Raw genomic sequence first — 26,114 nt, 5'->3', positions numbered from 1 at the left:
ACTAGGCTCGCAGGCATGTTCGACGACCGTTACGACCGCGACGTCCTCGCCGATATGAAGCCCCGGCGCGGCCCCGTGCAGCGCACCCCGGTGACGCTCGCGCGCGGGCTCGTGGTCGAGCACACCGAGTCCGAGTGGTGCGGCGCCGTGGTGGGCCTGCGCGAGGGCCTCGTGCAGCTCGAGGACTTCCGCGGCAAGGTCCGGTCCTTCCCGCTGAACGACGCCTTCCTCATCGACGGCAAGCCGGTCTCCCTCGTGCTGCCGCAGAAGCAGGCGGCGCGGCGGCGCACCGCCTCGGGCTCGTTCGCGGTGGCCCAGGAACGGGCGAAGGTGGCCATGCCGAGCCGGATCTTCGTCGAGGGCAAGCACGACGCCGAACTCGTCGAGCAGGTCTGGGGCGACGACCTGCGGGTCGAGGGCGTCGTCGTCGAGCTGCTGCAGGGCGCCGACAATCTGGACGACGTGCTGCGAGACTTCGGGCCGGGCCCCGAACGGCGCGCAGGCGTGCTGCTCGACCACCTCGTCGCGGGCAGCAAGGAATCGCGCATCGCGCAGGCGATCGAGCGCGGCCCGCACGGCGCGCACGTGCTGATCGTCGGCCACCCGTTCGTCGACATCTGGGCCGCGGTGAAGGCCGAACGCGTCGGCCTCTCGGCCTGGCCCGAGATCCCGCGCAGCATCGAGTGGAAGACCGGCATCTGCCGCGCGCTCGGCTGGCCGGGCGACGAACCGGCGGACATCGCCGAGGCCTGGTCGCGGATCCGCGGGCGCGTGCGCAGTTTCCGCGACCTCGATCCCGCGCTCGTCGGCCGGGTCGAGCAGCTCATCGACTTCGTGACGATCGGGCACGACGCGCACTGAGCGCGTGTCGCGCGCCCGCACTGGGAACGCGCTGCGAGCACCCCGAACGGCGGGTCCGCCCGCCGCATCGGCGGACCGCTCCGGGCGTACCATTGGGGCATGGGCGTTCGAACCGAGCGCGTGAAGTGCACAGAGTCGGAGGGACCGCGATGACCGGACCCGTGTTCCTGGTGATGCCGCAGTGGCAGGGGTCGCCGTCGTCGCGCGCGATGCAGCTGATCGACGGGGCCGCCGCGATCAAGGAGGACCTGCCCGAGTCGGCCAGGCGCGAGGTCCCGGTGCCGCTCGAGGCCGGCGACGCGCTCGGCACTCCGGCCGCCCGCCTGAGCAGCCTGCTCCGCGCTCGCGCCTCGGCGCTCGAGATCCTGCGTGAGCTCGAGGGGCCCGCGATCACGCTCGGCGGCGACTGCGCCTCGACCCTCCCCGGACTCGAGCGCGTCGTGGAGCGGCACGGTGCCGAGCGCGTCGCCGTGCTCTGGTTCGACGCGCACCCCGACCTGCAGCACCCGAGCACCTCGCCGTCGGGCGCCGTCTCGGGAATGGCGCTGCGGCACGCGCTCGGCGACGGCATCGACGACCTCGCGTTCCCGGATCCCGTGGGGGCGACCCACGTGACGCTGGTGGGTTCGCGCGCGATCGACGACGAGGAGGACATCGAGCTGGAGCGGCGCGCGCTGCACCGCATCGGCCATATCTTCGACGCGACGGTCGACGTCGAGCCCGATCCCGCACCCCTCGCGGCCGCCGTGCGCGACCGGCTCGAGGACCTCGTGCGCGACCACGGGGTCTCGCACGTCTACGTCCACGTCGACCTCGACGTGCTCGACCCCTCGGAGTTCGCCGCGGTGCACGCCCCGGTCCCCTTCGGCCTCAGCGTCGCTCAGCTCACCGCGGCGATCCGCGCCGCGACCGAGACCGTCCCGCTCGCGGGCGCTGCGGTGTGCGAGTTCGCGCCGGCCGACCGGGCCGCGGCGGACGAGGATCTCCCGACCGTGCTGCGCGTGCTCGCGGCGCTGACGGCGCGCAGCCGGAACGACGGCGCGTGATCCGGCGTCCGCTCCCCCTGGCACGCTTCGGATACGCCTACGCCACCGCCGTCGGCTTCGCGTGGGGCGCGCTCTGGAGCACGGGGCGGATCGAACGCGTCGACGGCCTCTGGGTGTTCCGCGGCATGCCGAAGTGGACCTTCGGTCGCGGCGGGAGCTGCGTCGGCGGCTGCTACCTGACCGACCGCAACGACGGCCCACGGGTGCTGAAGCACGAGCGCGTGCACCAGGAGCAGTGGCGCCGGTACGGGCTCGCCATGCCGTTCCTCTACCTCCTCGCCGGACGCGATCCGCTGCGCAACCGGTTCGAGATCGAGGCCGGCCTCGAAGACGGCGGCTACCGCTAGCTTCAGGACCCCCGCCGCCGCCCGGCGATTCCCCCTAGACTCCTGCGCATGCGAACGATGCCGGAGCCCCCGATCGACGACGAGTTCCGCTTCCTCGCGGGCGACGCTGCGCGGGTGTCCCGCACCGCACCGCTGCCCGAGGTGCGGCGGGTCGATGCGCCGGTATCGCAGGGCCGCCGCATCAGCGGGCTGTCGTTCGAGCCGGACCGCGCGCCCGAGCCGGTGCTGCTGCACGGCGCCGGCCTGAACGCGCACGGCTTCGATCCGACGCTGCTGGCGCTCGGTCGGCCGGCGCTGGCACTCGACCTGCCGGGGCACGGCCGGAGCGACTGGCGGGAGGACGCCGACTACCGCCCCGACCTGCTGGCGCCCGACGTCGCCCTCGCGCTCGACGCGCTCGCCCCCGGATCGACGGCACTCGTCGGCCACTCCCTCGGCGGTCTCACGGCGATCCTGACCGCCTCCGCTCGGGCCGACCGCACCCGTGCGCTCGTCCTCGTCGACATCACCCCCGGGGTGGTCCCGGCGCGAGACGCCGGATCGGTGGCCGAGTTCATCACGGGGCAGCGCAGCTACGCCGACCACGAGGAGATCATCGATCGCGCGATCGCGTTCGGCATCGGGTCGAGCCGGGAGTCGCTCGCCCGCGGGATCGCGCTGAACACGCGCCGCCGGCCCGACGGCCGCTGGGAGTGGACGCACCACCTGGCGCACCTCGACGGCCTCCCCGAGGGCGGCCCGGATCCCGCGGACGCGGCCGCCGGCGCAGGCGTCGGTACCGAGTCACCGCTCGCCCCGCTGTGGCGGCCGCTGGAAGCGCTGCACGCGGCGGGGCTCCCGGTCGCCCTGATCCGCGCGGACGCCGGAATGGTCGATGCCCGGCTGGCCGACGAGTGGCGGGATCGCCTGCCGGGTTCCCCCGTGCGCACGATCGCGGGCCCCCACAACCTGCACGAGGCCGCTCCGCGGGAGCTCGCGTCAGTGCTCGGGGAGCTCATCGGCTCGGTCTGAACCGGCTCGCGGCGCGGAATCGAACCAAAATCGTATCTTGCGACTGATCACAAGAGGTTAACAACCCGGCGTCGAGCGCGTGGGGCACGACCACCGGAGCGTAGCCTCTCCTATCGACGTCCGTGCACCGCCGCGCGCACGCTCACTGCTGTGAGACACCGACCCGCGGCCGCCGTTCCGGCCCCGCACGAACCTGGGAGACCCCGTGACCGTTCCCGTCATCGACGCACCGGCACCCGCGTACCGCAAGCGCAAGCGCTCCAAGGTGCCGTTCGTCATCGGCGGCATCGTGCTGGTCGTCGCGATCGTCGCGACCGCGATCGCCCTCTCGGTGTCGGGCACCGCCTCCGCCGCGAAGGAGGAGATCTCGATCGGCCTGGTGAACGAGCCGCAGAACCTCGATATCCGCAGCACCGCGGGCGTCGCCCTCGACCAGATCCTCATCGACAACGTCTACCAGGGCCTCGTCGGCCTGAAGCCCGGCACCGTCGACCAGATCGTCCCCGTGCTCGCCGAGCGGATGCCCGAGGTGTCGTCCGACGGCCGGACCTACGATTTCGCGCTGCGCGACGGGGTCGCGTTCCACGACGGCGCGAAGCTGACCGCGCAGGACGTCGTCGCCTCGCTCACCGCCGCGCTGACCCCCGAGGTCGTCGGAGGCGCCGCGACCGTCACGGCGCCCGACGCGCGCTCCGTCCGCGTGGTGCTCGCGGAACCGAACAGCCAGCTGCTGTGGCTGCTCGCGAACCGCCCCGGTCTGATCCTCGAGGCGAAGGCCAAGAACCGGCTCAGCAACTCCGCGAACGGCACCGGCCCCTTCCGCTTCGAGCAGTGGAAGCAGGGCGACAGCCTCACCCTCGTGCGCAACGACGACTACTGGGGCGATGCCGCGAACCTCAAGACGGTCGTGTTCCGCTTCATCCCCGACGGCCGGGCCGCCGTGAGCGCGCTCAAGGAGGGCGACCTCGACGTGCACGCCGCGCTGCTGCCCTCGCTGCGCTCCGAGTTCGACGGCAACCACGACTTCCGCCTCGAGCGCGCCGACGGCACCGACGTCTTCACGCTCGCGTTCAACTCGGCGAAGCCCCCGCTGAACGACCTGCGCGTGCGCGAAGCACTGAGCCGCGCCATCGACACGAAGGCGCTCATCGCGACCCAGCACGGCGACGGCAAGCAGATCGGCGGACCGATCACCCGGCTCGAGCCTGGCTATCAGGACCTCAGCGCGGTCAACGCCTACGACCCCTCGGCCGCACGGAAGCTGCTCGCCGAGGCCGGGCAGCAGAACCTCAGCCTGACGCTCACCGCGCCGAACTTCTACGACCAGTCCACGATCGACCTCATCTCGACCCAGCTCGCCGACGTTGGCGTGAGCGTGAAGGTCAAGCGGGTCGAGTTCGCGACCTGGCTCGAGCAGGTGTACACGAACCACGACTACCAGCTCAGCTACGTCGACCACGCGGAGGCGCGCGACTTCGGCAACTACGCGAACCCCGGGTACTACTTCGGCTACGACAGCGCGAAGGTGCAGCAGCTCTACGCAGAGTCGCTGCGCGCGACGGATCCCACGACCGCGAACGAGCTGCTCTCCGCCGCCGAGAAGCAGGTCGCCGCCGACGCTCCCGCGAAGTGGCTGTACAACTACACCCCGACCAACGTGATCAGCACGAAGGTCACCGGATTTCCCCGCGCGAACACCAACTCGCGCCTGAACCTCGAAGGTGTCAGTATTCACGGGTGACCCGTTTCGTCCTGACGCGCCTCGGGCTGCTCGTCATCGCGTGGATCGCGGCGAGCCTGCTCGTCTTCGCGACGCTCCGGCTGCTGCCCGGCGACGTCGCGCAGGTGATCGGCGGCGTCCAGGCCTCCCCCGCCCGGCTCGCCGAACTCCGCGAGCAGCTCGGGCTGGATCGTCCCGTCGCGGTCCAGTACCTCGACTGGATCGGCGGCTTCTTCACCGGCGACCTCGGCACGTCCGCGCTGACCGGAACCCCCGTCGCGGCGGAGCTCGCGCAGAAGGCGCAGGTGACGATCCCGCTCACCCTGATGTCTCTGCTCGTGCTGCTGACCGTCGCGGTGCCGACCGGCGTCTTCGCGGCGTACCGCAGCGGCCGGGCGTCGAGCCGGGCGATCTCCGCGGGCGCGCTGCTCACCGCGGCGGTGCCGACGGTCGCCGTCGGCCTGCTCGCGATCCTCGTCGGTGCCGGCTGGCTCGGCTGGCTCCCGGCGCAGGGATTCCCCCGCGACGGTTGGCAGGATCCGCTCCGCGCGCTGCGCGCCCTCGTGCTGCCCGCGCTCACCATCGGGCTCGTCGAGGGCGCCGTGCTGTTCCGCTTCGTGCGGAGCGCCACCCTGACCGCCCTCGACGCCGATCACGTGCGCACCACCCGCGCGCAGGGGCTGACCCGCCCGCGCGCGCTGCTCGAGCACGGCCTTCCGGGGGTCGGTCTCTCGATCGTCTCGGTGCTCGGCCTGCAGATCGCGGCACTGATCGTCGGCGCCGTCGTGGTCGAGCAGCTGTTCTCGCTGCCCGGGCTGGGCCGCATGCTCGTCGGCGACGTCGGGAACCGCGACCTGCCGAAGGTGCAGAGCACCCTGCTCGTGCTCACGGGGGTCATCCTGCTGATCGGCGCGCTCGTCGACGTGATCCACCGGGTGATCGATCCCCGGCTCAGGAGCGCCGCATCGTGAGCGCGCGGATCCCGAGCCGACTCGCGCCGGGCGGCATCGCCACCGCGGCGATCCTCGTCGCGCTCGTGCTCGTCGCCCTGCTGAGCCTCGCGTGGCTGCCCGCGGATCCGAACGCGGCGAGCGCGCAACGGCTGTGGCTGGATCCCTCGCCCGCGCACCCGCTCGGCACCGACGGCAGCGGCCGCGACGTCGCGGCGCGGCTCATGGCCGGGACGCGCGTGACGCTGGCCGTACTGCTCGGCACCGGGGCCCTCGCCGCGGTCATCGGGCTCGCCCTCGCGCTGATCGGGGGTCTCGGTCCGCGCCGCCTGCGCGAGACGGTCGCGGTCGCGATCGACGTGCTGGTGGCGTTCCCCACCGTGCTGCTCGCCATGATGCTCGCGGCGGTGTTCGGCAGCGGGATCCCCATCGTGATCGCGGCTCTGGGCGTCGCGTTCGGCGTCGGAATCGGTCGGGTGCTGCGCGCCGAGCTCCGGCAGGTCGCCGAGCTCGACTACGTCCTCGCGGCGCGGGCGGTCGGCCTCCCGCGGGCGACGATCCTGCGCCGGCACCTGCTGCCCGGTGTCCGTCCGGTGCTCCTCGTGCAGCTCTCGCTCGCCATGGGCCTGTCGGTGCTCGCCGAGGCGAGCCTCAGCTACCTGGGGTTCGGGGCTCCGCCCGAGGTGCCCTCCTGGGGCCTCATGCTCGCGGAGGCGCAACGGGTGATCCAGGTGCACCCCCTCGCGGCGCTGTGGCCGGGACTCGCGATCACGCTGGTCGCTCTCGCCTGCTACCTGCTGGGCGACGCCCTGCGCGACGCCCTCGACCCGGGGGTCGGGCGCCGAGCGACGGGTGCCCGCCCCGCCCACGGATCGGAGGTCCGCCCGTGACCGCTCTGCCGCTCGTCGTCTCGGATCTGCGCGTCGCGATCCGCGGGACGGAACTGCTGCGCGGCGTCTCGTTCGCACTCGCTCCCGGCGACCGGCTCGGCCTGATCGGCGGCTCGGGATCGGGCAAGACGTTGACCGCCCTCGCGATCGCGGGACTCCTCCCCGACGGCGCCGAGACGAGCGGATCGATCCGGCTCGGCGAGCGGGAGCTCATCGGCGCGTCGGATCGGGACCTGTCGGAGATCCGCGGCGATCTGATCGGGATGGTGTTCCAGGAGCCGAGGACCGCGCTCAACCCGGTCCGGCGCCTCGGACGGCAGATGACCGAGGCCCTCGCGCAGCACTACGACCTGGATCGCTCGGAGCGGCGCGACGCCGCGCTGCGGCTCGCCCGTCGCGTGGGGCTCGACGATCCCGAGCGCATCGTGCGCGCCTACCCGCACGAGGTGTCGGGCGGTCAGCGGCAGCGCGCCGCCATCGCCGCGGCGCTGTCGGCCGGCCCCGGGCTGCTGCTCGCGGACGAGCCGACCACGGCGCTCGACGTCACGGTGCAGCGCGGGATCCTGGAGCTGTTCCGGGCCGTGACCGCCGACGACGCCTGCTCGCTCGTCTTCATCACGCACGATCTCGCGGTGCTCGCCGCCGTCGCCGACCGAGTCGTCGTGCTCGATGACGGTCTCGTGGTCGAGCACGGTCCCGTGGACCGGATCCTCACGGCGCCCGAGCACCGGGTCACCCGCGCGCTCATCGAGGCGCTTCCCGAGGGGAGCCGCGCATGACCGCCGCGCTCATCGAGGCCGAGGGCCTCGTCACCCGCTTCCGCACCCCGCCCCGACGACTGTTCGAGCGCGCGGGCAGCGTCGCGGCGATCGACGGGATCGACCTGCGCATCGAGGCCGGCGAGAGCGTCGCGATCGTGGGCGAGTCCGGCTCGGGGAAGTCGACGCTGCTGCGCGCGCTCCTCGGCCTCGGGCACCTCGACGCGGGCACGGTGCGGTTCGACGGGCGTCCCGTCGTGGCGGACCCGCGCGACCGGATGCTCTGGCTGCGTCGCCGCACCGGCCTCGTCTTCCAGGACCCCTACGCCTCGTTCAATCCGAGGCGCACGATCGGGCAGACCGTCGCCGAGCCGCTCGAGGCGATCGGCGAGACCGCCGACGCCGCCGCCCGCGTCGACGCGATCCTCGACCGGCTCGGACTGCCCGCGGACGCGGCGCAGCGCCTCCCGCGTGAATTCTCGGGCGGCCAGCGCCAGCGCATCGCAATCGCACGAGCGCTGGTGCACGGCCCCGAGCTGCTCGTCGGGGACGAGCCGGTGAGCGCGCTCGACGTACTGGTGCGCCGCCGGATCCTCGAGCTGCTCGCCGAGCTGCGGCGGGACCTCGGGCTCACGATGCTCACGGTCACGCACGATCTCGCGATCGTTCCGACGATCGCCGAGCGGGTCGTCGTGATGCGCCGCGGCCGGATCGTGGAATCGGGGCCGGTCGCGCGGATCCTCGAGGATCCGCGCGAGCCGTACACCCGCGAGCTCGTCGCGTCGCGTCCCACGCTGCCTCCGGGCACGTGGATCGGACGCTGACGAGGCTGCCGCAGCGGCGATGCGCCGGCCAGGCCGGCAGCTCAGTGCTACTGCGTCGCTCGCCTAGGGCGTGTCTTGGAAGTAGTTGAGCCACGCGACCACCCCACTCAACACGACCGCGACCCGGTGCACAATCGCGCACCTGTCATACCGGGTCGCGAGCCCCCGTCACTACTGCAACCGGCAATAGCCCCGCTCGATCACGTTCCGCCCTCGATACCTGTCGGCATCGCCTGGCGCGGGTGGGCTGTGGGGGCGTCCGCGTAAACGGTGATGCGATATGGTTTCAGTATGTGTAGCCGGTCTCTTCCAGCAGGTGACTCTTCGGGGGTGCGTGAGCGTGGGTGCGCGGTTCGCATTTGACGGCGGAGATATCCGCGAGGCCGCGGGTCAGGTTGGCGGCACGTTTGCTGCGTCCACGGGGTTCACGTCGTGTGGGGATTGTGGGAGTGCGTTGGTGGCGGACACGGTGCGGCTGTTCACTGACCGGTTCGCACAGGCGGTGCAGGCTGGCAGGAAGAGCGCGTCGGGGACGTCGACGTCGATGACCGCGTGTGTAGATGATTTCAACCAGGTCGAGACCACGAACACGCTGACCAGTCGTGGCCTGATGCAGATGATGCGTGGCTGATGGGCAGACAGTGGACCGAGGAAGATCCCGGCGCGGGGGCGACGGGGTCGCTGCAGAGTCTCGCCGCGGAGCTGGGGAAGGCGGCTGGCGCGCTGGATTCGGATCAGACCGACATTCAACGTGCGCTTGGCGTGTTCCCCAATAGCTGGTCGGGGCTTGCTGCCGACGCGGCCAAGGCCCGGATCGAGGGTCTGAAGAAGCAGGCTGGGGAGCTTGCCGGTGCTGCGGAGTCGGTGAAGAAAGCGGTTCGGGGGTACGCGTCCGAGGTCGAGGCGATCAAAGCGCTGGCTGACGAGCAGATCAGGATCCGCGACACCGCGCGGAAACGTGCGAACGGGCTTGAGGTCAAGATTCGAGACCTCAAGGTGACGCAGGATCACATCGCTGATCTGCGCAAGCGTCAGGAATTGGAAGCGGAGCTGAAAGAAGCCAGAGACGCGGAAGACGGTGCGGTGGCGAGTTTGGAGCGGCTCGCGAAGCGCCGCCAGAAAGCCGACGATGTCGTGTTGAAGTCGGTGCGTTCAGTGATCGCGGAACACTGGGACGTGCCGCCAGGCGACTGGCCGTCAGAGCGCGGCTGGGATCAACAGGTTTACTACGACTACAGCATGAGCCACTATCTGGGGATCAGTGCGAAGGAGTACACCGCGAAGGACCTCATGGATGTATTTAAAGAGCATCCTGATGAGATATTTCCGTTCACAACAAGAGGCCCAAAAGAAGGTTTTAGAGACGGCGCAGTTTTCGAGCTGTCGAATACCCTGCCGGGCGACTGGGGGGATATTGAGACAGGTGACGTTGTCGTCGAGACCACAGACACAAGCGTGAAATTTACCGTCATTTCAGATGCCTATTTCGACGGCCCTGGATCTACCATCGAATTCTCCATCGAAGAGCAAGGTGGCTATTTCTACTTACGCAAAGATGCCCACGCCGAGAACGCTCAAGCGTTCGTCGCGCAGTCAGCGACAGCAGGCGCGTTCTTTACCTGGTGGAAGCAAGCTGACCGTTTTAAAGATGCGGTGAACAGATACGGCTCGGGAGCGGAGTAGCTAGTGCCTCGAAGTAGATTGCTTTCTGCTATATTTGCCGGCTCTTTGATCTCTACTGCACCGTTCTTGATCTACTGGTGCATAAGCTTGGCATTGTCCCCCGGAAACGCATGGGGCGTCGGATGGATTATTGGACTTTTTATCATACCGGGCGCGATTGTCGGACTTTGTGTCGGAGTCGGCGGATATGTTTGCTGGTTCTATGTGAGGAACTCACGCGGCTGGGTATCGCCTCTGTCTAGCGCGGTCACAGTGGGGATTAGCGTCGGGCTATTGGGTGCATTGCCTATCGGATTTCTGGTATCCGTCACTGATCTGAAAATAAATTTCCCCGTAGCAGCACTTGCTAGCGGGCTGTATATGGCACTTTTGATGGGCTGTTACGTGTTTTTTTGGGAACGTCGAGAATCAGGCAGAGGAGACCGTGGAGCCTTAAGCTCTAGCTAGGTCTGGCGCTTCCACCAGCGTCGCTCGCCTAGGGCGTGTCTTGTAAGTAGTTGAGCCACGCGACCACCCCACTCAACACAACCGCGGCCCGGTACACAATCGAGCACTTGTCATACCGGGTACGACGCCCGACACGGAGTCGTTCCATCAGCGGGACGAGCATCGGCGAGTCACCATCCTGTCCTGCGGTCACGATCGTCAGCAGCGTTAGACCGTGTCCGTTCGACCAGCTGATGCGTTTTCGTCGACAGACCGCCCGGGAACGCCCGATTGCCTGATTAGGAGGCTCGGCCAGCAGATTCTTGTAATTCGATGTATCCCTTTTTGAGGCGCGTCACGTTCGTCGCGTGCTGATGCGCACGCGCGATCGTGGATTCCACCGACACGTCCCAACCAATCAGGACTTCCTGCTCAGCACGCTCGTGCAGACGGGCCTGCACGAGGTCCCAAGTGCCGTCACCAACCATGCGCTTTTGGCGCTGCCAAACCGTCTGCCGGGGCCGAACTCTGTGGCCAGGTCACGCCACGCGCTCCCGCACCCATACCGGTAGGTGATTGCCTCGCCCATCGCGCGGGCATCGGCGAACGGACGCCCTTTCTTTCCAGTTGGGCCGGGCATCAGATCAACAATCACCGCCCACTGGGCATCTGACAGGAGCTGGAGACCCTGGACACGAGTCCACGGCCCCAGCCCTACCCAACAAACATTGAACAGACACGCCCTAGGCGTGCTGGTCGAGCTCGCGCAGCCCGCGCAGCACGGCGTCGCGCAGGCTCGGCGGCGCTTCCTCTTCGCAAGCCCGCTTCACCGCTATCGTGAGGTGCTCGAAGACCTGCTGCTCGTCACGGCAGTCCGGGCAGTTCGCCAGGTGCTCGCGGATCGGGCCGCAGGCGCCCTCGCTCAGTTCGCCGCGCAGCAGCTCCTCGAGGTTGTCGCGCGCGGTCTGGCAATCGCATCCGCTCATCGTCGTTCACCTCCCGCCGTCTGCTCGGGGGCCTCGGCCCCGCCGATCCCCTGTTCGCGCGCGTAGCTGCCCAGCGACTGGCGCAGCCGCGCACGGCCCCGGTGCAGCCGGCTCATGACCGTGCCGATCGGGGTCTCCATGATGTCCGCGATCTCCTGGTACGCGAATCCCTCGACGTCGGCGAGGTACACGACCATCCGGAAGTCCTCGGGAAGCGCGTTCAGCGCCTCGGTCACCACCGTCGAGGGCGTGCGATCGATCGCCTCCGCCTCGGCCGAGCGCGAGGAGGCCGCGGTGGTCGACTCGGCGCCGCCCATCTGCCAGTCCTCGAGGTCCTCGACCGCGCCCATCAGCGGCTGGCGCTGACGCTTGCGGTAGGTGTTGATGTAGCTGTTGGTCATGATCCGGTACAGCCACGCCTTGAGGTTCGTGCCCTCGGTGAACGTGTGGAACGCCTGGAAGGCTTTCAGGAAGGTCTCCTGGACCAGATCCTGGGCGTCCGCCGGATTGCGGGTCATCTTCATCGCCGCGCCGTACAGCTGGTCGAGGTACGGGAGTGCGTCTCGCGTGAAGCGCTGCTCCAGCTCGTTCGCGGTCGTCTCGGTGGGGGTCACAGTCTCCGATCCTACGCGGGCGCGCTGGTCGCGGGCTGCGCGGGCCGCGCGCCGCACCGCGGCGCGACCGGTCCCGACCGCGGATCCGAAGCGCGGCAAGCGGAGCGTCGGCGCCTCGTGCACTGCGATCGAGCTCACTGCGGCCTTCCTCTCGAACAGGTTCCGCGGCCGCCCTCGACACTGCCGCCTCGGCGGCGCCGGAAGGCGATCCCACCGGATCGCGGGGTTGCGCCGGTAGAGTGAGTAACCGATGTTCATCGCAAAACATTCCCGAGGCAATGACGACCCGACCGGCATCGGCGAGGTCGACGACGACGCTGCCGTGGCGTGGGAGGCTCCGGTGCCCGATGGGGCGCTCGACGCCACCGTGCCGCTGCCCGGCTCCAAGTCGCTCACCGGCCGAGAACTGATCCTCTCGGCGCTCGCCGACGGACCGGGCGTGCTGCGCGCCCCGCTCCGCTCGCGCGACGCCGAGCTCATGACCGAGGCGCTCCGTTCGCTCGGCACCGGCATCACGGCCGAGCCGCGCGGCGACGGCCGCGACGACGACCTGCGGATCGTCCCCGCGACCGAGCTGTCCGGCTCCACGACCGTCGACTGCGGCCTCGCCGGCACCGTGATGCGTTTCGTCCCGCCCGTCGCCGCGCTCGCGCTCGGACCCACCGCCTTCGACGGCGACCCCTACGCCCGCAAGCGCCCCATGCGCCCCGTGCTCGACGCGCTGCGCGCGCTCGGCGCCGACATCGCCGACGACGGCCGCGGTGCGCTGCCCTTCACCGTGCACGGCACCGGATCGCTGCGCGGCGGCCGGGTCGAGCTCGACGCTTCGCTGTCGAGCCAGTTCGTCTCGGGCCTGCTGCTCTCGGCGGCCCGCTTCGACGAGGGCGTGCACGTGGTGCACACCGGCGACCGCCTGCCGAGCGTGCCGCACATCGAGATGACCCTCGACGTGCTCCGGGCGCGCGGCGTCGAGGCGGACTCCCCCGTCCCCGGCGAGTGGCGGGTCGCCCCCGGGCCCATCGCCGCGCGCGAGGTCGAGATCGAGCCCGACCTCTCGAACGCCGCTCCGTTCCTCGCGGCGGCTCTCGCGGTCGGCGGCCGCGTGACCGTGCCCGGCTGGCCCGCATCGACCACGCAGGTCGGCGACCAGCTGCGCGAGCTGCTGCCCGCGTTCGGCGGCGAGGTCTCGCCCGACGGCGATCGGCTCACCGTCTCGGGCGACGGCGTCCTGCGCGGCGTCGAACTGCACGTTCCCGAGGCCGGGGAACTCGCCCCGACGCTCGTCGGCCTCGCGGCGCTCGCGGCACTGCCCCGACCCGACGGCACCCCCGGCGAATCCAGCACCATCACCGGCATCGGCCACATCCGGCACCACGAGACCGACCGCATCGCGGCGCTCGTCGCCGAGATCCGCGGACTCGGCGGCGACGCCGACGAGCTCGAGGACGGCATCGTCGTGCGCCCGGCCGCGCTGCACGCGGGCCTCTGGCACGCCTACGCCGACCACCGCATGGCCACCACCGGCGCACTGATCGGGCTCCTCGTGCCCGGCGTCCAGGTCGACGACATCGGATCCACGTCGAAGACCCTGCCGCAGTTCACACGCCTCTGGGACCGCATGCTCGGCAGCGGAACCTCGGACGAGAAGCTCGACGGCGCCGACATCGCCGGCAACGGCATGACCGCGGCTGCCGACATCCTCTCCGGCCTGCTCGGCGGCTTCGGGCGCGCATGAGCTGGCTGATCCCCGACGACGAGGACGACGACGTCCCCTACGGCGAATACGCCGACCACGCGGTCCGGCAACGCCCGAACCCCAAGGCGAACCGGCCGCGCACCAAGCGGCGCCCCGAGCACTCCGACGCGGTGATCGGCATGGTGACGGGCGTGGATCGCGGCCGCTACGCGGCGCTCATCGCCGCGGGGGCCGACCCCGAGGATCCCGACGAGCGCGAGATCACCGCCGCCCGCGCCCGCGAGCTGCGCAACACCCCGATCGTGATCGGCGACCGGGCGCAGCTCGTCGGCGACACGAGCGGGGCCGAGGGATCCCTCGCCCGCATCGTGGGCATCGAGGATCGCCGCACCCTGCTCCGCCGCAGCGCCGACGACAGCGACCGCGTCGAGCGCGTCATGGTCGCCAACGCGGACCAGATGCTGATCGTCGTCGCGGCCGCGAACCCCGAGCCCCGCGTCCGTCTCGTCGACCGCTACCTGGTCGCCGCCTACGACGCGGGCATCTCGCCCCTCATCTGCATCACGAAGACCGACCTCGCGGACCCCGAGCCGTTCCTCGCGAACTTCGCCGCGCTCGAAGTTCCGGTGTTCCGGTCGCAGCCGGGCGACTGGGAGGACGACTCCCCCGGTGGCGTGCTCGCACGGATCCGAGAGGCGCTCGCCGGCAAGACCACCGTGTTCGTCGGCCACTCGGGCGTCGGCAAGTCGACCCTCATCAACGCGCTCGTGCCGGAGGCCGAGCGCGCGACCGGGCACGTGAACGCCGTGACCGGGCGCGGCCGCCACACCTCGTCGTCCTCGGTCGCGCTGCGCGCCCGCACGCCGGGCTCCGCGAGCGGTGACTCCGGCTGGGTCATCGATACGCCGGGCGTGCGCTCCTTCGGTCTCGGGCACGTCACGAGCGAGGGGATCCTGCGCGGATTCACCGACCTCGCGCCGCTGCTCGACGAGTGCCCGCGCGGCTGCACCCACCTCGACGATGCGCCGGACTGCGAGCTCGACGCCGCGATCGCCGACGGCCGGCTCGACGCCACGGGCGCCGGCCGCGTCGAGTCGCTCCGACGCCTGCTTCACTAGGCTGGAGGGCATGACCGAACGCGTGATCCTCGAACCCGGAATGCCCGCCCCCAGCTTCACCCTGCCCGATCAGGACGGGGTCGAGCGCTCGCTCGCCGACTACCGCGGCCAGAAGGTCGTGCTGTTCTTCTACCCCGAGGCGATGACCCCGGCCTGCACCAAGGAGGCCTGCGAGTTCCAGGAGTCGTCGGCGCCCCTCGAGGCCGCCGGCTACCGCGTGCTCGGCGTCTCCCGCGATGCCGTGGAGCGCCTGCGCCGCTTCGCCGACCGCGATTCCTTGGAGTACCCGCTGCTCAGCGACCCCGACACCGCCGTGCACCGCGCCTACGGGGCGTTCGGCACGAAGAACAGCTACGGCCGGATCATCGAGGGCGTCATCCGGTCCACCTTCGTGATCGACGCCGAGGGCAAGATCGAGCACGCGCTCTACAACATCAAGGCGACCGGCCACGTGGCGCGCGTCACCAAGCTCCTCGGGGTCTAGCGACCGCCGTGCCGTGTGCGCGGGGCGGGCGATGCGCCCGCCCCGCGCACACGCTTCGGATCAGTCCCCTTCGCCCTCGAGCGTCGGACGGTCCGCCGGGCGCGCCAGCATCGCGGCGACGAAGCCGACCACGCCGACCGCGACGATGGCGAACCCGAACTGCCAGGCGAGGAGCTGCAGCTGCAGGATCCCCGTGCCCGCTGCGAACAGCAGCACGTGGATCGTGAGCGCGGAGCCGCGCGCCCAGCTCGGACGCCCGCGCAGGGCGCCGACGAGGGTCACGACCACCCAGATCCAGGAGATCGCGGCGGCGAGGACGAGGCTGAGGTTCTGCCCGAGCGTGCCCGCGGAGTTCATGGCTCCGAGGATCGAGAAGAACACCACCACGATCCCGAAGAACGCCTCGATGAGGAGCAGGCCGGTCAGCACCGCCCATCCGCCTCGAGAGCGCGGGTGAACGGCAGGTGAGCTGGGCATCACGGGATCCCTTCGAAAAGTTTGCCAGCAGACTATTGATTTGCGTCTGCGTCCATGAAACTATATATTCCGTCGAGTTTCGCGCACACCGACGTGAGCATTCTCAAGCCACGTATTCAGGACACGCGCGAGAGCAACACCACCCGAACCCATGGGTGTTTCGCGTGTGCGCAGCACCAAGGAGGACACCCATGGATTGGCGCGAACAGGCGGCCTGCCTCACCGTAGACCCCGAGCTCTTCTTCCCGGTCGGCAACACCGGCCCGGCCGTCGACCAGATCGAGCGAGCCAAGGCCGTGTGCGCCCGCTGCACCGTCACCGAGATGTGCCTCCAGTACGCGATGGACACCAGCCAGGACTCCGGCGTCTGGGGTGGCCTCAGCGAGGACGAGCGCCGCGCTCTGAAGCGCCGCGCCGCTCGCGCGCGCCGCGCCTCCTAAAGACTTTTCCACGAACGGCCCCGGGGTACTCCCCCGGGGCCGTTCGTGTGTCTGCGGGGAGTGTGCGGCGCCTGCGGGGTGCGGCAACGCGCGAGGGCGCCCATCCTGATCGGATGGGCGCCCTCGCGCGTTCGGGTGAGTCCCGGGTCAGTCGGTGCCGGCGTCGAACGCGGCCGACAGGCCGAGCTCGTCGGCGTCCTCGTCGATGCCGGTGACGGCGTCGGCGATCTGCTCGGCGCCGCCGGCCTCAAGCTGGCCCACGACGTCGGCGGTGGTGACGCCGACCAGGCCCATCGCCGCGTACTGCTCGAGCCGCTGGCGCGAGTCGGCGATGTCGAGGTTGCGCATGGTCAGCTGGCCGATGCGGTCCTCGGGGCCGAATGCTGCGCCCACGGTGCGCTCCATGGAGAGCTTCTCGGGGTGGTAGCTGAGGTTCGGGCCGGTGGTGTTCAGGATCGTGTAGTCGTCGCCGCGACGCAGGCGCAGGGTGACCTCGCCGGTGATCGCGGATCCGACCCAGCGCTGCAGCGATTCGCTGAGCATGAGCGCCTGCGGGTCGAACCAGCGGCCCTCGTACATGAGGCGGCCGAGCTTGCGGCCCTCGTTGTGGTAGCTCGCGACCGTGTCCTCGTTGTGGATCGCGTTGACGAGCCGCTCGTAGGTGATGTGCAGCAGCGCCATGCCCGGCGCCTCGTAGATGCCGCGCGACTTCGCCTCGATGATGCGGTTCTCGATCTGGTCGGAGACGCCGAGGCCGTGACGGCCGCCGATCTCGTTCGCCGCGTAGACGAGCGCCACCGGGTCGTCGAACTCGACGCCGTTGATGGCGACGGGCCGGCCGGCTTCGAAGCGCACCGAGACCTCTTCGGTGGCGACCTCGACGTCGTCGCGCCATGCGGCGACGCCCATGATCGGCTCGACGATGTCGAGGCCGGTGTCGAGGAACTCGAGGCGCTTGGCCTCGTGGGTCGCGCCCCAGATGTTCGCGTCGGTCGAGTAGGCCTTCTCGGCGGAGTCGCGGTAGGGGTAGCCGTGGGCGACGAGCCACTCGCTCATCTCCTGGCGGCCGCCCAGCTCCTCGACGAACTGCTTGTCGAGCCAGGGCTTGTAGATGCGCAGCGCCGGGTTGGCCATGAGGCCGTAGCGGTAGAAGCGCTCGATGTCGTTGCCCTTGTAGGTGGAGCCGTCGCCCCAGATGTCGACGCCGTCCTCCTTCATGGCGCGCACGAGCAGCGTGCCGGTGACGGCGCGGCCGAGCGGCGTGGTGTTGAAGTAGGTCTTGCCGCCCGAGCGGACGTTGAACGCGCCGGTGGCGAGGGCGATGAAGCCCTGCTCGACGAGGGGACGCTTCGCGTCGACGAAGCGGGCGATCTCCGCGCCGTACTCCTTCGCACGGCCGGCGACGCCGTCGATGTCGGGCTCGTCGTACTGGCCGATGTCGGCGGTGTAGGTGCAGGGCACGGCGCCCTTGTCTCGCATCCATGCGACCGCGCACGAAGTATCGAGACCGCCGGAGAAGGCGATGCCGACGCGCTCGCCCACGGGAAGAGAAGACAGGACCTTAGACATGCTTCCCATACTAGGGCGCTCGGGGGCGCCTGTTCGACGCGGGCGGGCTCTCGTTACGGGATCAGTCCGAGCTCGCGCACCGCGTCGCGCTCGGCGACCAGCTCGGCGACCGAAGCGTCGATGCGCTGTCGCGAGAAGTCGTCGACGCCGAGTCCCTCGACCACGCGCCATCCGTCACCGTCCGAGCGCACCGGGAACGAGGAGATGAGTGCCTCGGGAACGCCGTACTCGCCCCGGGAGACGACCGCGGCGCTGGTGCGCCGATCCCCCGTGCCGAGCACCCAGTCGCGCACGTGCTCGATCGCGGCGTTCGCTGCGGACGCGACGGAGGATCCACCGCGCACCTCGATGATCTCCGCGCCGCGCTTCGCGACCCGCTCGATGTAGGGGCCGCGCGCCCATGCGGCGTCGACCGTTTCGAGCGCGGGTCGGCCGTCGATGGTCGCGTGGCTCAGGTCGGGGTACTGCGTGGCGGAGTGGTTGCCCCAGATCGTGATGCCGTCGACCGCGCGCACCGAGGCGCCGACCTCGGCGGCGAGCAGGCCGACGGCCCGGTTGTGGTCGAGGCGGGTGAGCGCGCTGAACCGTTCGGCGGGCACTCCCGCCGCGTGCTGCTGGGCGATGAGCGCGTTGGTGTTGGCGGGGTTGCCGACGACGGCCACGCGCACGTCGTCCGCCGCGTGCTCGCCGATCGCGCGTCCCTGCGGTCCGAAGATCGCGCCGTTGGCTGCGAGCAGGTCACCGCGCTCCATGCCCGCGGTGCGCGGCCGCGAGCCGATGAGCAGGGCGATGTTCGCACCGTCGAACGCGACGTTCGGGTCGTCGCTGATCTCGACGCTCTCGAGCAGCGGGAAGGCGCAGTCGAGGAGTTCCATCGCCGCGCCCTCGGCTCCGCGCATGCCCTGCGGGATCTCGAGCAGGCGCAGCGCGACCGGACGGTCGAGGCCGAGCATGTCGCCCGCGGCGATGCGGAAGAGGGCGGCGTAGCCGATCTGCCCGCCGGCGCCCGTCAGCGTGATGGTGGTGGTCTGCGCCATGGTCGATCCTCTTCCCGGGTCCGGTCAGCGCACGTCGAAGGTGCGGGGGTCCGGGCCGAAGTTGTGCTGTTCGTCGAGAGCGTCGATCGCCGCCATCTCGTCGTCGCTGAGCGCGAAGTCGAAGATCGCCGCGTTCTCGACCATGCGCTCGCGGCGCGTGGTCTTGGGGAACACGATCGTGCCGTGCTGCGCGTGCCATCGGAGCACGATCTGCGCGGGGCTCTTGCCGTGCGCCGCGGCGGCCGCGGTGATCGCGTCACGTTCGAGCAGGTCGCTCTTGCCCTGCGCGAGCGGCCCCCAGGCCTCGATCGCGATGCCGTGGGCGGCGCAGAACTCGCGCAGTTCCCGGCGCTGGTGCAGCGGGTGGAGCTCGATCTGATTGACGGCCGGCACTACGCCGGTCTCGTCGAGCAGTTCGCGCAAGTGCTCGATCTCGAAGTTCGACACGCCGATGGAGCGGGCGCGACCCGACCCGATGATCTCGATGAGTCCGCGCCAGGCGCCGACCGCGGTGCCCGCTGCCGGCACCGGCCAGTGCACGAGGTAGAGGTCGACCGCGTCGAGCCCGAGGCGTTCGAGGCTCTGCTCGAACGCGGCGACGGGGTTCTCCTGATCGGAGTTCCACAGCTTGGTGGTGATGAACAGCTCGTCGCGCGGGATCCCGCTGGCGGCGAGCGCTCGGCCGGTCTCGGCCTCGTTGTCGTAGATCCGCGCGGTGTCGATGTGGCGGTAGCCGACCTCGAGCGCGTCGGTGACGATCCGCTCCGTCTCGCCGGGATCCACCTTGAACACGCCGAGTCCGAGCTGCGGTATCCGATTCCCGTCGTTCAGCTTGATCTCGGGGATCTGCAGAGCGGTCATCGCTGGGTCTCCTTCGGTCGCACGGCGCGGAGCGAGGCGAGCTGGGCCCCGCCGTTCCGCAGTCTACGCCGACAGGATCGGCGGACCGACGGATGCGCGGCGTCGGGGTGTCGCGATGGCCGCACAGCTCGCATCGTGGCCCCCGCTCGGGTGACTTACGCGTGAATGCCGCGCGTCGCAATACCGCAAAACGCGCAGAACCCCCACAATATGCACCATGAGCAGGTCTCGTGAAGCGGCGGTACCCGGCCAAGCGCCGGATCTCTACCGTGCCGCGAAGCAGGAGGATCTCCCGGCGGTGCGGCGACTCCTCGCGGCCGGGGCCGAGGTCGACGTGCGCAATCACCACGATCGCACGCCCCTGTTCGCGGCCGCGACCCGGGGCTACGCCGAGATCGCGCGCGCATTGCTCGCGGCGGGCGCTGATCCCAACGCGTTCGACGAACGCCACGATTCGCCGTTCCTGGAGGCGGGCGCGGGGGGCTTCGTCGAGGTGCTCTCGGCATGTCTCGATCATGGCGCCGACGTGCGCAGCACAAACCGTTTCGGCGGTACCGCGTTGATCCCCGCGTGCGAGCGGGCGCATCTGCCGGCGATCCGGCTGCTGCTCTCCGCGGGGGTCGACCCGAACCACGTCAACCGGCTCGGCTGGACCGGTCTGCACGAGGCGATCATCCTGGGCGACGGTTCGGGGCGGTACCTCGAGGTGGTGCGCACGCTCCTCTCGGGCGGGGCGGATCCGACGCTGCCCGACGGCGACGGCACGACGCCGCTGCGGCTCGCGCTGGATCGCGGCTACGTACAGATCGCGGATCTGCTCGAGGACGCCGCGGTCCGTTCCTGATTCGCCCGATCGTTCGTGCGGGATCCGTGCCGCGCACGGGATAATGGGGACGCTATGTCTGAACCTCGCATCGAGTTCCCCGCCGACCTCCCCGTTTCGCAGATGCGCGACGAGATCCAGTCGGCGATCCGCGACCACCAGGTGGTGATCGTCGCGGGCGAAACCGGCTCGGGCAAGACGACGCAGCTGCCGAAGATCGCGCTGGCGCTCGGCCGCGAGCGCATCGCGCATACGCAGCCGCGACGGATCGCAGCACGCACCATCGCCGAGCGCATCGCGGAGGAGCTCGGTTCGGAGCTCGGCGGCCTGGTCGGCTACCAGGTGCGGTTCACCGATCAGGTCTCGGCCGAGACCCGCATCCGCCTGATGACGGACGGCATCCTGCTGAACGCGATCCATCGCGATCGCGACCTGCGCGCGTACGACACGATCATCATCGATGAGGCGCACGAGCGCTCCCTCAACATCGACTTTCTGCTCGGGTATCTGAAGACGCTGCTGCCCCGCCGCCCGGACCTGAAGGTGATCATCACCTCGGCGACCATCGATCCGGAATCCTTCGCGGAGCACTTCGCTTCGGCGGACGGGCAGCCAGCCCCGATCATCGAGGTGTCGGGGCGCACCTATCCGGTGGAGCTGCGCTACCGGCCCCTGGTCGAGGAGATCGAGACGCCCGATCCGAAGGGCGGGGCCCCCAGGATTCGGAAGGTCGAGCGGGACCTGTTCGACGCGATCGGCGACGCGGTCGACGAGCTGGGACGCGAGGCTCCGGGCGATGTGCTCGTGTTCCTCTCGGGCGAAGCCGAGATCCGGGATGCTGCCGATGCGCTGAACGGCAGGCTCCGTTCTTCCGCCCGGACGAAGCCGACCGAGATCCTGCCGCTCTACGGCCGTCTGAGCGCGGCGGAGCAGCATCGCGTCTTCGAGCGGCGTCCCGGTGCCGTCTCGCGGCGGGTGGTGCTCGCGACGAACGTCGCCGAGACCTCGCTGACGGTGCCCGGAATCCGGTACGTGGTCGATGCCGGCACTGCGCGAATCTCGCGCTACTCGGCGCGCAGCAAGGTGCAGCGGCTGCCGATCGAGGCGATCTCGCAGGCGAGCGCGAATCAGCGATCCGGTCGGTCCGGTCGTACGAGCGCGGGCATCGCGATCCGGCTCTATTCGCAGGACGACTTCGAGTCGCGTCCCGAGTTCACCGAGCCCGAGGTCCGCCGCACGGGCCTGGCCTCGGTGATCCTGCAGATGCTCGCCCTCGGGCTCGGCGATATCGCGAAGTTCCCCTTCCTCACGCCCCCGGATCAGCGCGGCATCGCCGACGGTCTCGGTCTGCTGACCGAGCTGGGCGCGGTCGAGGCGGTCTCGGCGCGGGACGCTGCACGCGGTTCGCGACGCGGTGGCGAGTCCGTCCGCGGGGCAGGTCGCGCGAAGGGGTCGCACCGCATCACCCGGATCGGACGGGAGCTCTCCCGGCTGCCCATCGAACCGCGCTTCGCGCGCATGGTGGTCGAGGCCCGCACGCACGACGTGGTCCCGGAGGTCCTCGCGATCGTGGCGGGGCTCACGATCCAGGACGTGCGCGAGCGCCCGACCGAGCAGCGCGGCCGAGCGGACCAGCTGCACGCCCGCTTCGCGGACCCGCAGGGCGATCTGATGACGCTGCTCAATCTGTGGAACTACGTGCGCGAGCAGCAGCAGGAGCTGTCGTCGAGCGCGTTCCGCAGGCTCTGCCGCGACGAGTTCCTGAACTTCTTGCGCGTGCGGGAGTGGATGGATCTCTTCCGTCAGCTCTCGCGCATCGCGAAGGCGCCGAAGCAGGAATCGGGCACGCACCGGGCGAAGGCCGCGGTCGCCGCCAACCCCGTGAGCTCGGACGACACGGCGTTCGCGTCTTCCGCCCCGTTCGAGCCGATCCACCGGTCGATCCTCGCGGGTCTGCTGTCGCAGCTCGGTGTGCGCGACGATCGTCAGGACCGCAGTGCGCCCGCCCGCGGGCGCGGCGCTGCAGGACCGGCGAAGCGCAAACCTGCGCAGGAATACATGGGTTCCCGCGGCACCCGGTTCGTGCTGTACCCCGGGTCGGTGCTCGCGAAGAAGCCGCCGGAGGTGGTGATGAGCGTCGAGCTCGTCGAGACCTCTCGCTTGTTCGCACGGTCGAACGCCGTGGTGGATCCCGCGTGGGCGGAGGAACTCGCGGGGCCGCTGGCGAAGCGGCAGCTCTCTGAACCGCACTGGGAGCGCAAGCAGGGGGCGGCGGTCGCCTACGAGCGGGTCACGCTGTTCGGCGTGCCGATCGTGGATCGCCGGCGGGTCGCGCTCGAGCGGTTCGATCCGGTTCACGCGCGCGAGCTGTTCATCCGGCACGCGCTCGTCGAAGGCGATTGGGATTCGCCGCAGGCCTTCGATCGCGCGAACCGGCAGCTGCGCCGCGAACTCGAGCAGCTTGAGGAGCGCACGCGACGCCGCGACATCGTGGGCGACGACGAAGCGATCTTCGAGTTCTACGACGCCCGGATTCCCGCCGAAGTGGCCTCCACCCGCGGATTCGAGGGCTGGTGGAAGCGTGCGCAGCGGGATCAGCCGAAGCTGCTCAACCTGCGCCGCGAGGACCTGCTCGACGATTCCGATGCCGCGGGCGTGGACGAGCGCGAGTTCCCGCGCGAGTGGCGCAGCGGGGATCAGACACTGCGCCTCCGCTATCGCTTCGACCCGACGGCCGAGGACGACGGTGTGACGGTGACCGTGCCGCTTCCCCTGCTGCCGCGACTCGACGGCGGAGAATTCGAACGGCTCGTGCCCGGCCTGCGCGAAGAGCTCACGACAGCTCTGATCAAGACGCTGCCGAAGGCGATCCGCAAGCACGTCGTGCCCGCGGCCGACTGGGCTCGCACGCTGCTGGCCGCGATCGGCCCCCGACTCGACGGAACGGCGACGGGAGTCGGCCAGAACGGCACGGGTGCGTCCGGTGCCGACGCCGGTTCGCTGACCGAGCTGCTCGCCTCCGAGATCCAGCGGCGCACGAGCGTGCGGGTATCCGCCGACGACTTCGATCCCGCCCGCCTGCCCGCGCACCTCACGCCGACCTTCCGCGTGGTCGATGGAAGAGGCCGCACGATCGGCAGCAGCAAGGACCTCGCCGCGCTGCAGCACGCGCACCGCTCGCGCGCGGAATCCGGAGTCGCCCGCGTCGCGCAGGCCGCGCTGCCGAAGAGCGAACTGGAGCGCAGCGGTGCGACGACGTGGGCGTTCGGCGAGATCCCGAAGCACGTCGATACGGCCTTCGCCGCGGGACGCGGCTCCGGGCGAGGAGCGGGCGTGGTGCGCGCCTACCCCGCGCTCGTGGATCGCCGCACCGCGGTCGATCTCAAGCTCGTCGCGGACCCCGCGGAACAGGCCCGGCTTTCGCGACGCGGCATTCGCCGACTGCTCGCGCTGAGTTCGCCGTCGCCCGCCAGCTATGTGCGGGAGCACCTCTCGAACCAGGAGAAGCTCCTGCTCGGGGCGGGCCCGTACCGAACGCTCGATCAGGCCATCGCCGATGTCTCGCTTGCGGTGGCCGACCGCGTGATCCGCAGGCATGCCCCCGACGGACTCGTCTGGAGCGCCGCTGCGTTCGAAGCGATCGCCGACGACTACTCGCGCGCGCTGATCGACGAGATCTACCGAGCCATCGCCCTGACCGCACGGGTGCTCGATGGGGCCAGGCTCGCGCGCAAGGCGATCGACGGCGCGAAGTCGATCCAGGTGCTCGGGCAGGTCGCCGGGGCGGCCGCTCAGGTGGATGCGCTCGTGTTCGACGGTTTCGTCTCGCGCACCGGGCTCACGCAGCTCGAGCGCCTCCCCGTCTATCTCGAAGCGGTCGTGCTGCGCATGCAGGGCCTCACCGAGAACGCGGGGCGCGACCGGGCCTGGCAGAACGACGTCGACCGCGTCTCCGCTGCATATGCCGAGGCCGGTGGAGTGCTGCCCCTGCCGGTCGACGCTCCGGAACGCATGGAGCGGGTGCGCTGGATGATCGAGGAATTGCGCGTCAGTCTCTTCGCGCAGCGGCTGCGCACTTCGGAACCGGTATCCGCTCAACGGATTCTGAAGGTGCTGCGGGACGGATAGGCCGCGCAGGGCCGTTCGCTCGGCCCGACCATGCTTCGAGCGGTTCGATATCGATCCGACGGTCGCCCTTGCGCCGTGCGACACCCGGAAGAGACGCCCGGCGATCCGTTCGCGGCGCAACGATGCGAAGGTCCATCCCTCGTGCAGCAGGCGCTCCGTCGATCTGAGCTCCGCCCGGGTCTCGGCGAGATGATTGCGAGGTTTCATGGCAGCAGCGTCCCAGCGTCGAACGGTACTGGCCGTTCGTCCACAGGCTGTCGCGCGCTGAGGCGTCAGATCCCGCTTGAACACTCGGTGTGAACGGTAAACCCGCCCTTCCCTGTCGGACTTCGAGGAAAGGCCGGACTCTCGAAGAAGGGTGCGGCTCTCGAGAGGGCCCTCGGCTCAGCCGGTTCTGCCCGGGCTCCCGCCAGCGCCACCGCGCCTCGAAAGCAACACCGCTCCTCGACAGTCCCCACAGACTGCCCGACACCCGCCCGCACCCGCGTCCGACACCCCTCCGAACCGGGCTAAGCTGTTCTGCATGCAGCAGGCCCCAGCGATCGGCATCGACATCGGCGGCACCGGCATCAAGGGCGCCGCGATCGACACGGCCACCGGCGAGATGCTGACCGGTCGCCACCGCGTCCCCACCCCCGAGGGCGGGCATCCGGGCGACATCGCGGCGGCCGTCGCGGTCATGGTCTCCGGGATCCGCGACGAGCTCGCCGAGAACGGTTCGCTCCCCCGCGAGACGGCGCCCGCGGTCGGCATCACGCTGCCCGTGGTCGTGCAGCACGGCATCGCGCGCACCGCCGCCAACATCGACAAGAGCTGGATCGGCACCGACGCCGTCCGCCTCTTCTCGGACGCGACCGGCCTCCCCTGCCTCGTGGTCAACGACGCGGATGCGGCGGGCATCGCCGAGACCGCGTTCGGTGCGGCGCACGACGTCGACGGCGTGACCATGGTGCTGACCTTCGGCACCGGCATCGGCGTGGCGCTGATCCACGACGGCTGCCTCGTGCCGAACTTCGAGCTGGGCCACATCGAGCTCGACGGGCATCACCCCTACGAGCGCTTCGCGTCCCCCAAGACGATCGAGCGCGAGGGCATCACGATCCAGGAGTGGGCGAAGCGCGCGGAGCGTCTGCTCGAGCACCTCGAGTTCATCACCCGCCCGGACCGCTTCGTGATCGGCGGCAGCATCTCCAAGTCGTCCGACGAGTACCTGCCGTTCGCGAAGGTGAACGTCCCCGTCGTGCCTGCGCACTTCCGCAACAACGCGGGCATCGTCGGCGCTGCCGGGCTCGCCGCTCAGGCCCACTGAATCGGCATCTCGGGCGCGTCGCCCCTGGCGCCGCCCCCTCCCCCCACCACTAGAAT

General features: G+C 70.3%; 24 protein-coding genes and 1 pseudogene. 18 read left to right on the top strand and 7 right to left on the bottom strand.

Translation table 11 applies throughout. The annotated features are described in order from the left end of the window. Window positions 1–15: 15 nt before the first annotated feature. From XM48_RS07930 to XM48_RS07885, 11 genes are all read left to right on the top strand, one after another. Window positions 16–861, top strand: a complete 846-nt coding sequence (locus XM48_RS07930) for a DUF3097 domain-containing protein (RefSeq protein WP_156174978.1) — start codon at window positions 16–18, stop codon at window positions 859–861. A 149-nt stretch (window positions 862–1,010) separates the two neighbouring features. After that, on the top strand, window positions 1,011–1,907 hold the full coding sequence (locus XM48_RS07925; RefSeq protein ID WP_046455264.1) for an arginase family protein: 897 nt from the start codon (window positions 1,011–1,013) through the stop codon (window positions 1,905–1,907). Further along, window positions 1,904–2,254 carry a Fe-S oxidoreductase gene (locus XM48_RS07920; RefSeq protein ID WP_231580839.1) on the top strand — a complete coding sequence of 117 codons (351 nt, stop codon included), beginning with the start codon at window positions 1,904–1,906 and terminating at the stop codon, window positions 2,252–2,254. The genes XM48_RS07925 and XM48_RS07920 overlap by 4 nt, the downstream gene beginning before the upstream one ends. 48 nt (window positions 2,255–2,302) lie before the next feature. After that, window positions 2,303–3,265 carry an alpha/beta fold hydrolase gene (locus XM48_RS07915; protein ID WP_231580838.1) on the top strand — a complete coding sequence of 321 codons (963 nt, stop codon included), beginning with the start codon at window positions 2,303–2,305 and terminating at the stop codon, window positions 3,263–3,265. 205 nt (window positions 3,266–3,470) lie between these two features. After that, complete coding sequence (locus tag XM48_RS07910; RefSeq protein WP_052961373.1) at window positions 3,471–5,006, top strand: ABC transporter substrate-binding protein; 1,536 nt, start codon at window positions 3,471–3,473, stop codon at window positions 5,004–5,006. Next, window positions 5,003–5,956 (top strand): ABC transporter permease, encoded by a 954-nt coding sequence (locus XM48_RS07905; protein WP_046455263.1) that lies wholly within the window; start codon window positions 5,003–5,005, stop codon window positions 5,954–5,956. The genes XM48_RS07910 and XM48_RS07905 overlap by 4 nt, the downstream gene beginning before the upstream one ends. Beyond that, the gene (locus tag XM48_RS07900; RefSeq protein WP_197074171.1) at window positions 5,953–6,825 is read left to right on the top strand and encodes an ABC transporter permease; all 873 of its coding nucleotides are present in this window, start codon (window positions 5,953–5,955) and stop codon (window positions 6,823–6,825) included. The genes XM48_RS07905 and XM48_RS07900 overlap by 4 nt, the downstream gene beginning before the upstream one ends. Beyond that, the gene (locus tag XM48_RS07895) at window positions 6,822–7,604 is read left to right on the top strand and encodes an ABC transporter ATP-binding protein (RefSeq protein WP_336653189.1); all 783 of its coding nucleotides are present in this window, start codon (window positions 6,822–6,824) and stop codon (window positions 7,602–7,604) included. Before XM48_RS07900 ends, XM48_RS07895 begins: the two co-directional genes overlap by 4 nt. Continuing rightward, the gene (locus tag XM48_RS07890; protein ID WP_046455262.1) at window positions 7,601–8,407 is read left to right on the top strand and encodes an ABC transporter ATP-binding protein; all 807 of its coding nucleotides are present in this window, start codon (window positions 7,601–7,603) and stop codon (window positions 8,405–8,407) included. Before XM48_RS07895 ends, XM48_RS07890 begins: the two co-directional genes overlap by 4 nt. Window positions 8,408–8,864: 457 nt before the next feature. Then, window positions 8,865–9,038 (top strand): hypothetical protein, encoded by a 174-nt coding sequence (locus XM48_RS17875; RefSeq protein ID WP_156174977.1) that lies wholly within the window; start codon window positions 8,865–8,867, stop codon window positions 9,036–9,038. Next, complete coding sequence (locus XM48_RS07885) at window positions 9,038–10,090, top strand: WXG100 family type VII secretion target (RefSeq protein WP_046455261.1); 1,053 nt, start codon at window positions 9,038–9,040, stop codon at window positions 10,088–10,090. Before XM48_RS17875 ends, XM48_RS07885 begins: the two co-directional genes overlap by 1 nt. 475 nt (window positions 10,091–10,565) lie before the next feature. Here XM48_RS07885 and XM48_RS17870 read toward each other — a convergent pair. The 3 genes and pseudogenes from XM48_RS17870 to XM48_RS07875 all read right to left on the bottom strand — a co-directional run bounded on the left by XM48_RS17870 (window position 10,566) and on the right by XM48_RS07875 (window position 12,116). Then, window positions 10,566–11,228 (bottom strand): annotated as a pseudogene (locus tag XM48_RS17870) (IS5 family transposase). Window positions 11,229–11,259: 31 nt separating this feature from the next. After that, window positions 11,260–11,502 (bottom strand): zf-HC2 domain-containing protein, encoded by a 243-nt coding sequence (locus XM48_RS07880; RefSeq protein ID WP_046455260.1) that lies wholly within the window; start codon window positions 11,500–11,502, stop codon window positions 11,260–11,262. After that, complete coding sequence (locus XM48_RS07875) at window positions 11,499–12,116, bottom strand: sigma-70 family RNA polymerase sigma factor (protein ID WP_046455278.1); 618 nt, start codon at window positions 12,114–12,116, stop codon at window positions 11,499–11,501. The genes XM48_RS07880 and XM48_RS07875 overlap by 4 nt, the downstream gene beginning before the upstream one ends. A gap of 250 nt (window positions 12,117–12,366) precedes the next feature. On the opposite strand from XM48_RS07875, the gene aroA reads away from it, so the two are divergent. The 3 genes from aroA to bcp are packed head-to-tail and all read left to right on the top strand — an operon-like array spanning window position 12,367 to window position 15,414. Further along, window positions 12,367–13,851 carry a 3-phosphoshikimate 1-carboxyvinyltransferase gene (aroA, locus tag XM48_RS07870; RefSeq protein ID WP_046455259.1) on the top strand — a complete coding sequence of 495 codons (1,485 nt, stop codon included), beginning with the start codon at window positions 12,367–12,369 and terminating at the stop codon, window positions 13,849–13,851. Beyond that, window positions 13,848–14,930, top strand: coding sequence for a ribosome small subunit-dependent GTPase A (gene rsgA, locus XM48_RS07865; RefSeq protein WP_046455258.1), 1,083 nt, complete (start codon window positions 13,848–13,850; stop codon window positions 14,928–14,930). The genes aroA and rsgA overlap by 4 nt, the downstream gene beginning before the upstream one ends. Window positions 14,931–14,940: 10 nt before the next feature. Next, window positions 14,941–15,414 (top strand): thioredoxin-dependent thiol peroxidase, encoded by a 474-nt coding sequence (gene bcp, locus XM48_RS07860; protein ID WP_046455257.1) that lies wholly within the window; start codon window positions 14,941–14,943, stop codon window positions 15,412–15,414. 60 nt (window positions 15,415–15,474) lie between these two features. Here bcp and XM48_RS07855 read toward each other — a convergent pair whose 3' ends face one another. Further along, entirely contained in the window at window positions 15,475–15,891 is a 417-nt protein-coding gene (locus XM48_RS07855) for a hypothetical protein (RefSeq protein WP_046455256.1), read from the bottom strand. Between the two features lie 191 nt (window positions 15,892–16,082). Here XM48_RS07855 and XM48_RS07850 point away from each other — a divergent pair, with 191 nt between their 5' ends. Further along, window positions 16,083–16,331, top strand: coding sequence for a WhiB family transcriptional regulator (locus tag XM48_RS07850; protein WP_046455255.1), 249 nt, complete (start codon window positions 16,083–16,085; stop codon window positions 16,329–16,331). Window positions 16,332–16,478: 147 nt separating this feature from the next. Here XM48_RS07850 and argG read toward each other — a convergent pair whose 3' ends face one another. From argG to XM48_RS07835, 3 genes are read right to left on the bottom strand one after another with little or no spacing between them, the layout of a single operon-like run. Then, on the bottom strand, window positions 16,479–17,900 hold the full coding sequence (gene argG / locus XM48_RS07845; protein ID WP_046455254.1) for an argininosuccinate synthase: 1,422 nt from the start codon (window positions 17,898–17,900) through the stop codon (window positions 16,479–16,481). A 53-nt stretch (window positions 17,901–17,953) separates the two neighbouring features. Then, entirely contained in the window at window positions 17,954–18,937 is a 984-nt protein-coding gene (locus tag XM48_RS07840; RefSeq protein ID WP_046455253.1) for a malate dehydrogenase, read from the bottom strand. 24 nt (window positions 18,938–18,961) lie between these two features. Beyond that, window positions 18,962–19,798: an aldo/keto reductase gene (locus tag XM48_RS07835; RefSeq protein ID WP_046455252.1), complete on the bottom strand. Its 837-nt coding sequence runs from the start codon at window positions 19,796–19,798 to the stop codon at window positions 18,962–18,964. A gap of 217 nt (window positions 19,799–20,015) precedes the next feature. On the opposite strand from XM48_RS07835, the gene XM48_RS07830 reads away from it, so the two are divergent. The 3 genes from XM48_RS07830 (at window position 20,016) to ppgK (ending at window position 26,058) form a co-directional block, all read left to right on the top strand. Continuing rightward, a complete protein-coding gene (locus tag XM48_RS07830; RefSeq protein ID WP_046455251.1) occupies window positions 20,016–20,642 on the top strand; it encodes an ankyrin repeat domain-containing protein in 627 nt (208 codons plus the stop codon). Between the two features lie 54 nt (window positions 20,643–20,696). Next, window positions 20,697–24,749, top strand: a complete 4,053-nt coding sequence (gene hrpA, locus XM48_RS07825; protein WP_046455250.1) for an ATP-dependent RNA helicase HrpA — start codon at window positions 20,697–20,699, stop codon at window positions 24,747–24,749. 523 nt (window positions 24,750–25,272) lie between these two features. Next, the gene (gene ppgK / locus XM48_RS07820) at window positions 25,273–26,058 is read left to right on the top strand and encodes a polyphosphate--glucose phosphotransferase (RefSeq protein ID WP_046455249.1); all 786 of its coding nucleotides are present in this window, start codon (window positions 25,273–25,275) and stop codon (window positions 26,056–26,058) included. The last annotated feature ends 56 nt before the right edge of the window (window positions 26,059–26,114 follow it).

Origin of the sequence: Leucobacter sp. Ag1, assembly GCF_000980875.1 — a bacterium.
Lineage (GTDB): Bacteria > Actinomycetota > Actinomycetes > Actinomycetales > Microbacteriaceae > Leucobacter > Leucobacter iarius.
Note: the sequence above shows the minus strand (reverse complement) of the source record. Positions and strands in the feature narration are given on the sequence as shown.

Coding starts and splice junctions, on each gene's coding strand:
- XM48_RS07930 (WP_156174978.1), top strand. CDS start 16: ATGTTCGACGACCGTTACGACCGCGACGTCCTCGCCGATATGAAGCCC.
- XM48_RS07925 (WP_046455264.1), top strand. CDS start 1,011: ATGACCGGACCCGTGTTCCTGGTGATGCCGCAGTGGCAGGGGTCGCCG.
- XM48_RS07915 (WP_231580838.1), top strand. CDS start 2,303: ATGCGAACGATGCCGGAGCCCCCGATCGACGACGAGTTCCGCTTCCTC.
- XM48_RS07890 (WP_046455262.1), top strand. CDS start 7,601: ATGACCGCCGCGCTCATCGAGGCCGAGGGCCTCGTCACCCGCTTCCGC.
- XM48_RS07885 (WP_046455261.1), top strand. CDS start 9,038: ATGGGCAGACAGTGGACCGAGGAAGATCCCGGCGCGGGGGCGACGGGG.
- XM48_RS07880 (WP_046455260.1), bottom strand. CDS start 11,502: ATGAGCGGATGCGATTGCCAGACCGCGCGCGACAACCTCGAGGAGCTG.
- aroA (WP_046455259.1), top strand. CDS start 12,367: ATGTTCATCGCAAAACATTCCCGAGGCAATGACGACCCGACCGGCATC.
- rsgA (WP_046455258.1), top strand. CDS start 13,848: ATGAGCTGGCTGATCCCCGACGACGAGGACGACGACGTCCCCTACGGC.
- bcp (WP_046455257.1), top strand. CDS start 14,941: ATGACCGAACGCGTGATCCTCGAACCCGGAATGCCCGCCCCCAGCTTC.
- XM48_RS07855 (WP_046455256.1), bottom strand. CDS start 15,891: ATGCCCAGCTCACCTGCCGTTCACCCGCGCTCTCGAGGCGGATGGGCG.
- XM48_RS07850 (WP_046455255.1), top strand. CDS start 16,083: ATGGATTGGCGCGAACAGGCGGCCTGCCTCACCGTAGACCCCGAGCTC.
- argG (WP_046455254.1), bottom strand. CDS start 17,900: ATGTCTAAGGTCCTGTCTTCTCTTCCCGTGGGCGAGCGCGTCGGCATC.
- XM48_RS07840 (WP_046455253.1), bottom strand. CDS start 18,937: ATGGCGCAGACCACCACCATCACGCTGACGGGCGCCGGCGGGCAGATC.
- XM48_RS07835 (WP_046455252.1), bottom strand. CDS start 19,798: ATGACCGCTCTGCAGATCCCCGAGATCAAGCTGAACGACGGGAATCGG.
- XM48_RS07830 (WP_046455251.1), top strand. CDS start 20,016: ATGAGCAGGTCTCGTGAAGCGGCGGTACCCGGCCAAGCGCCGGATCTC.
- hrpA (WP_046455250.1), top strand. CDS start 20,697: ATGTCTGAACCTCGCATCGAGTTCCCCGCCGACCTCCCCGTTTCGCAG.
- ppgK (WP_046455249.1), top strand. CDS start 25,273: ATGCAGCAGGCCCCAGCGATCGGCATCGACATCGGCGGCACCGGCATC.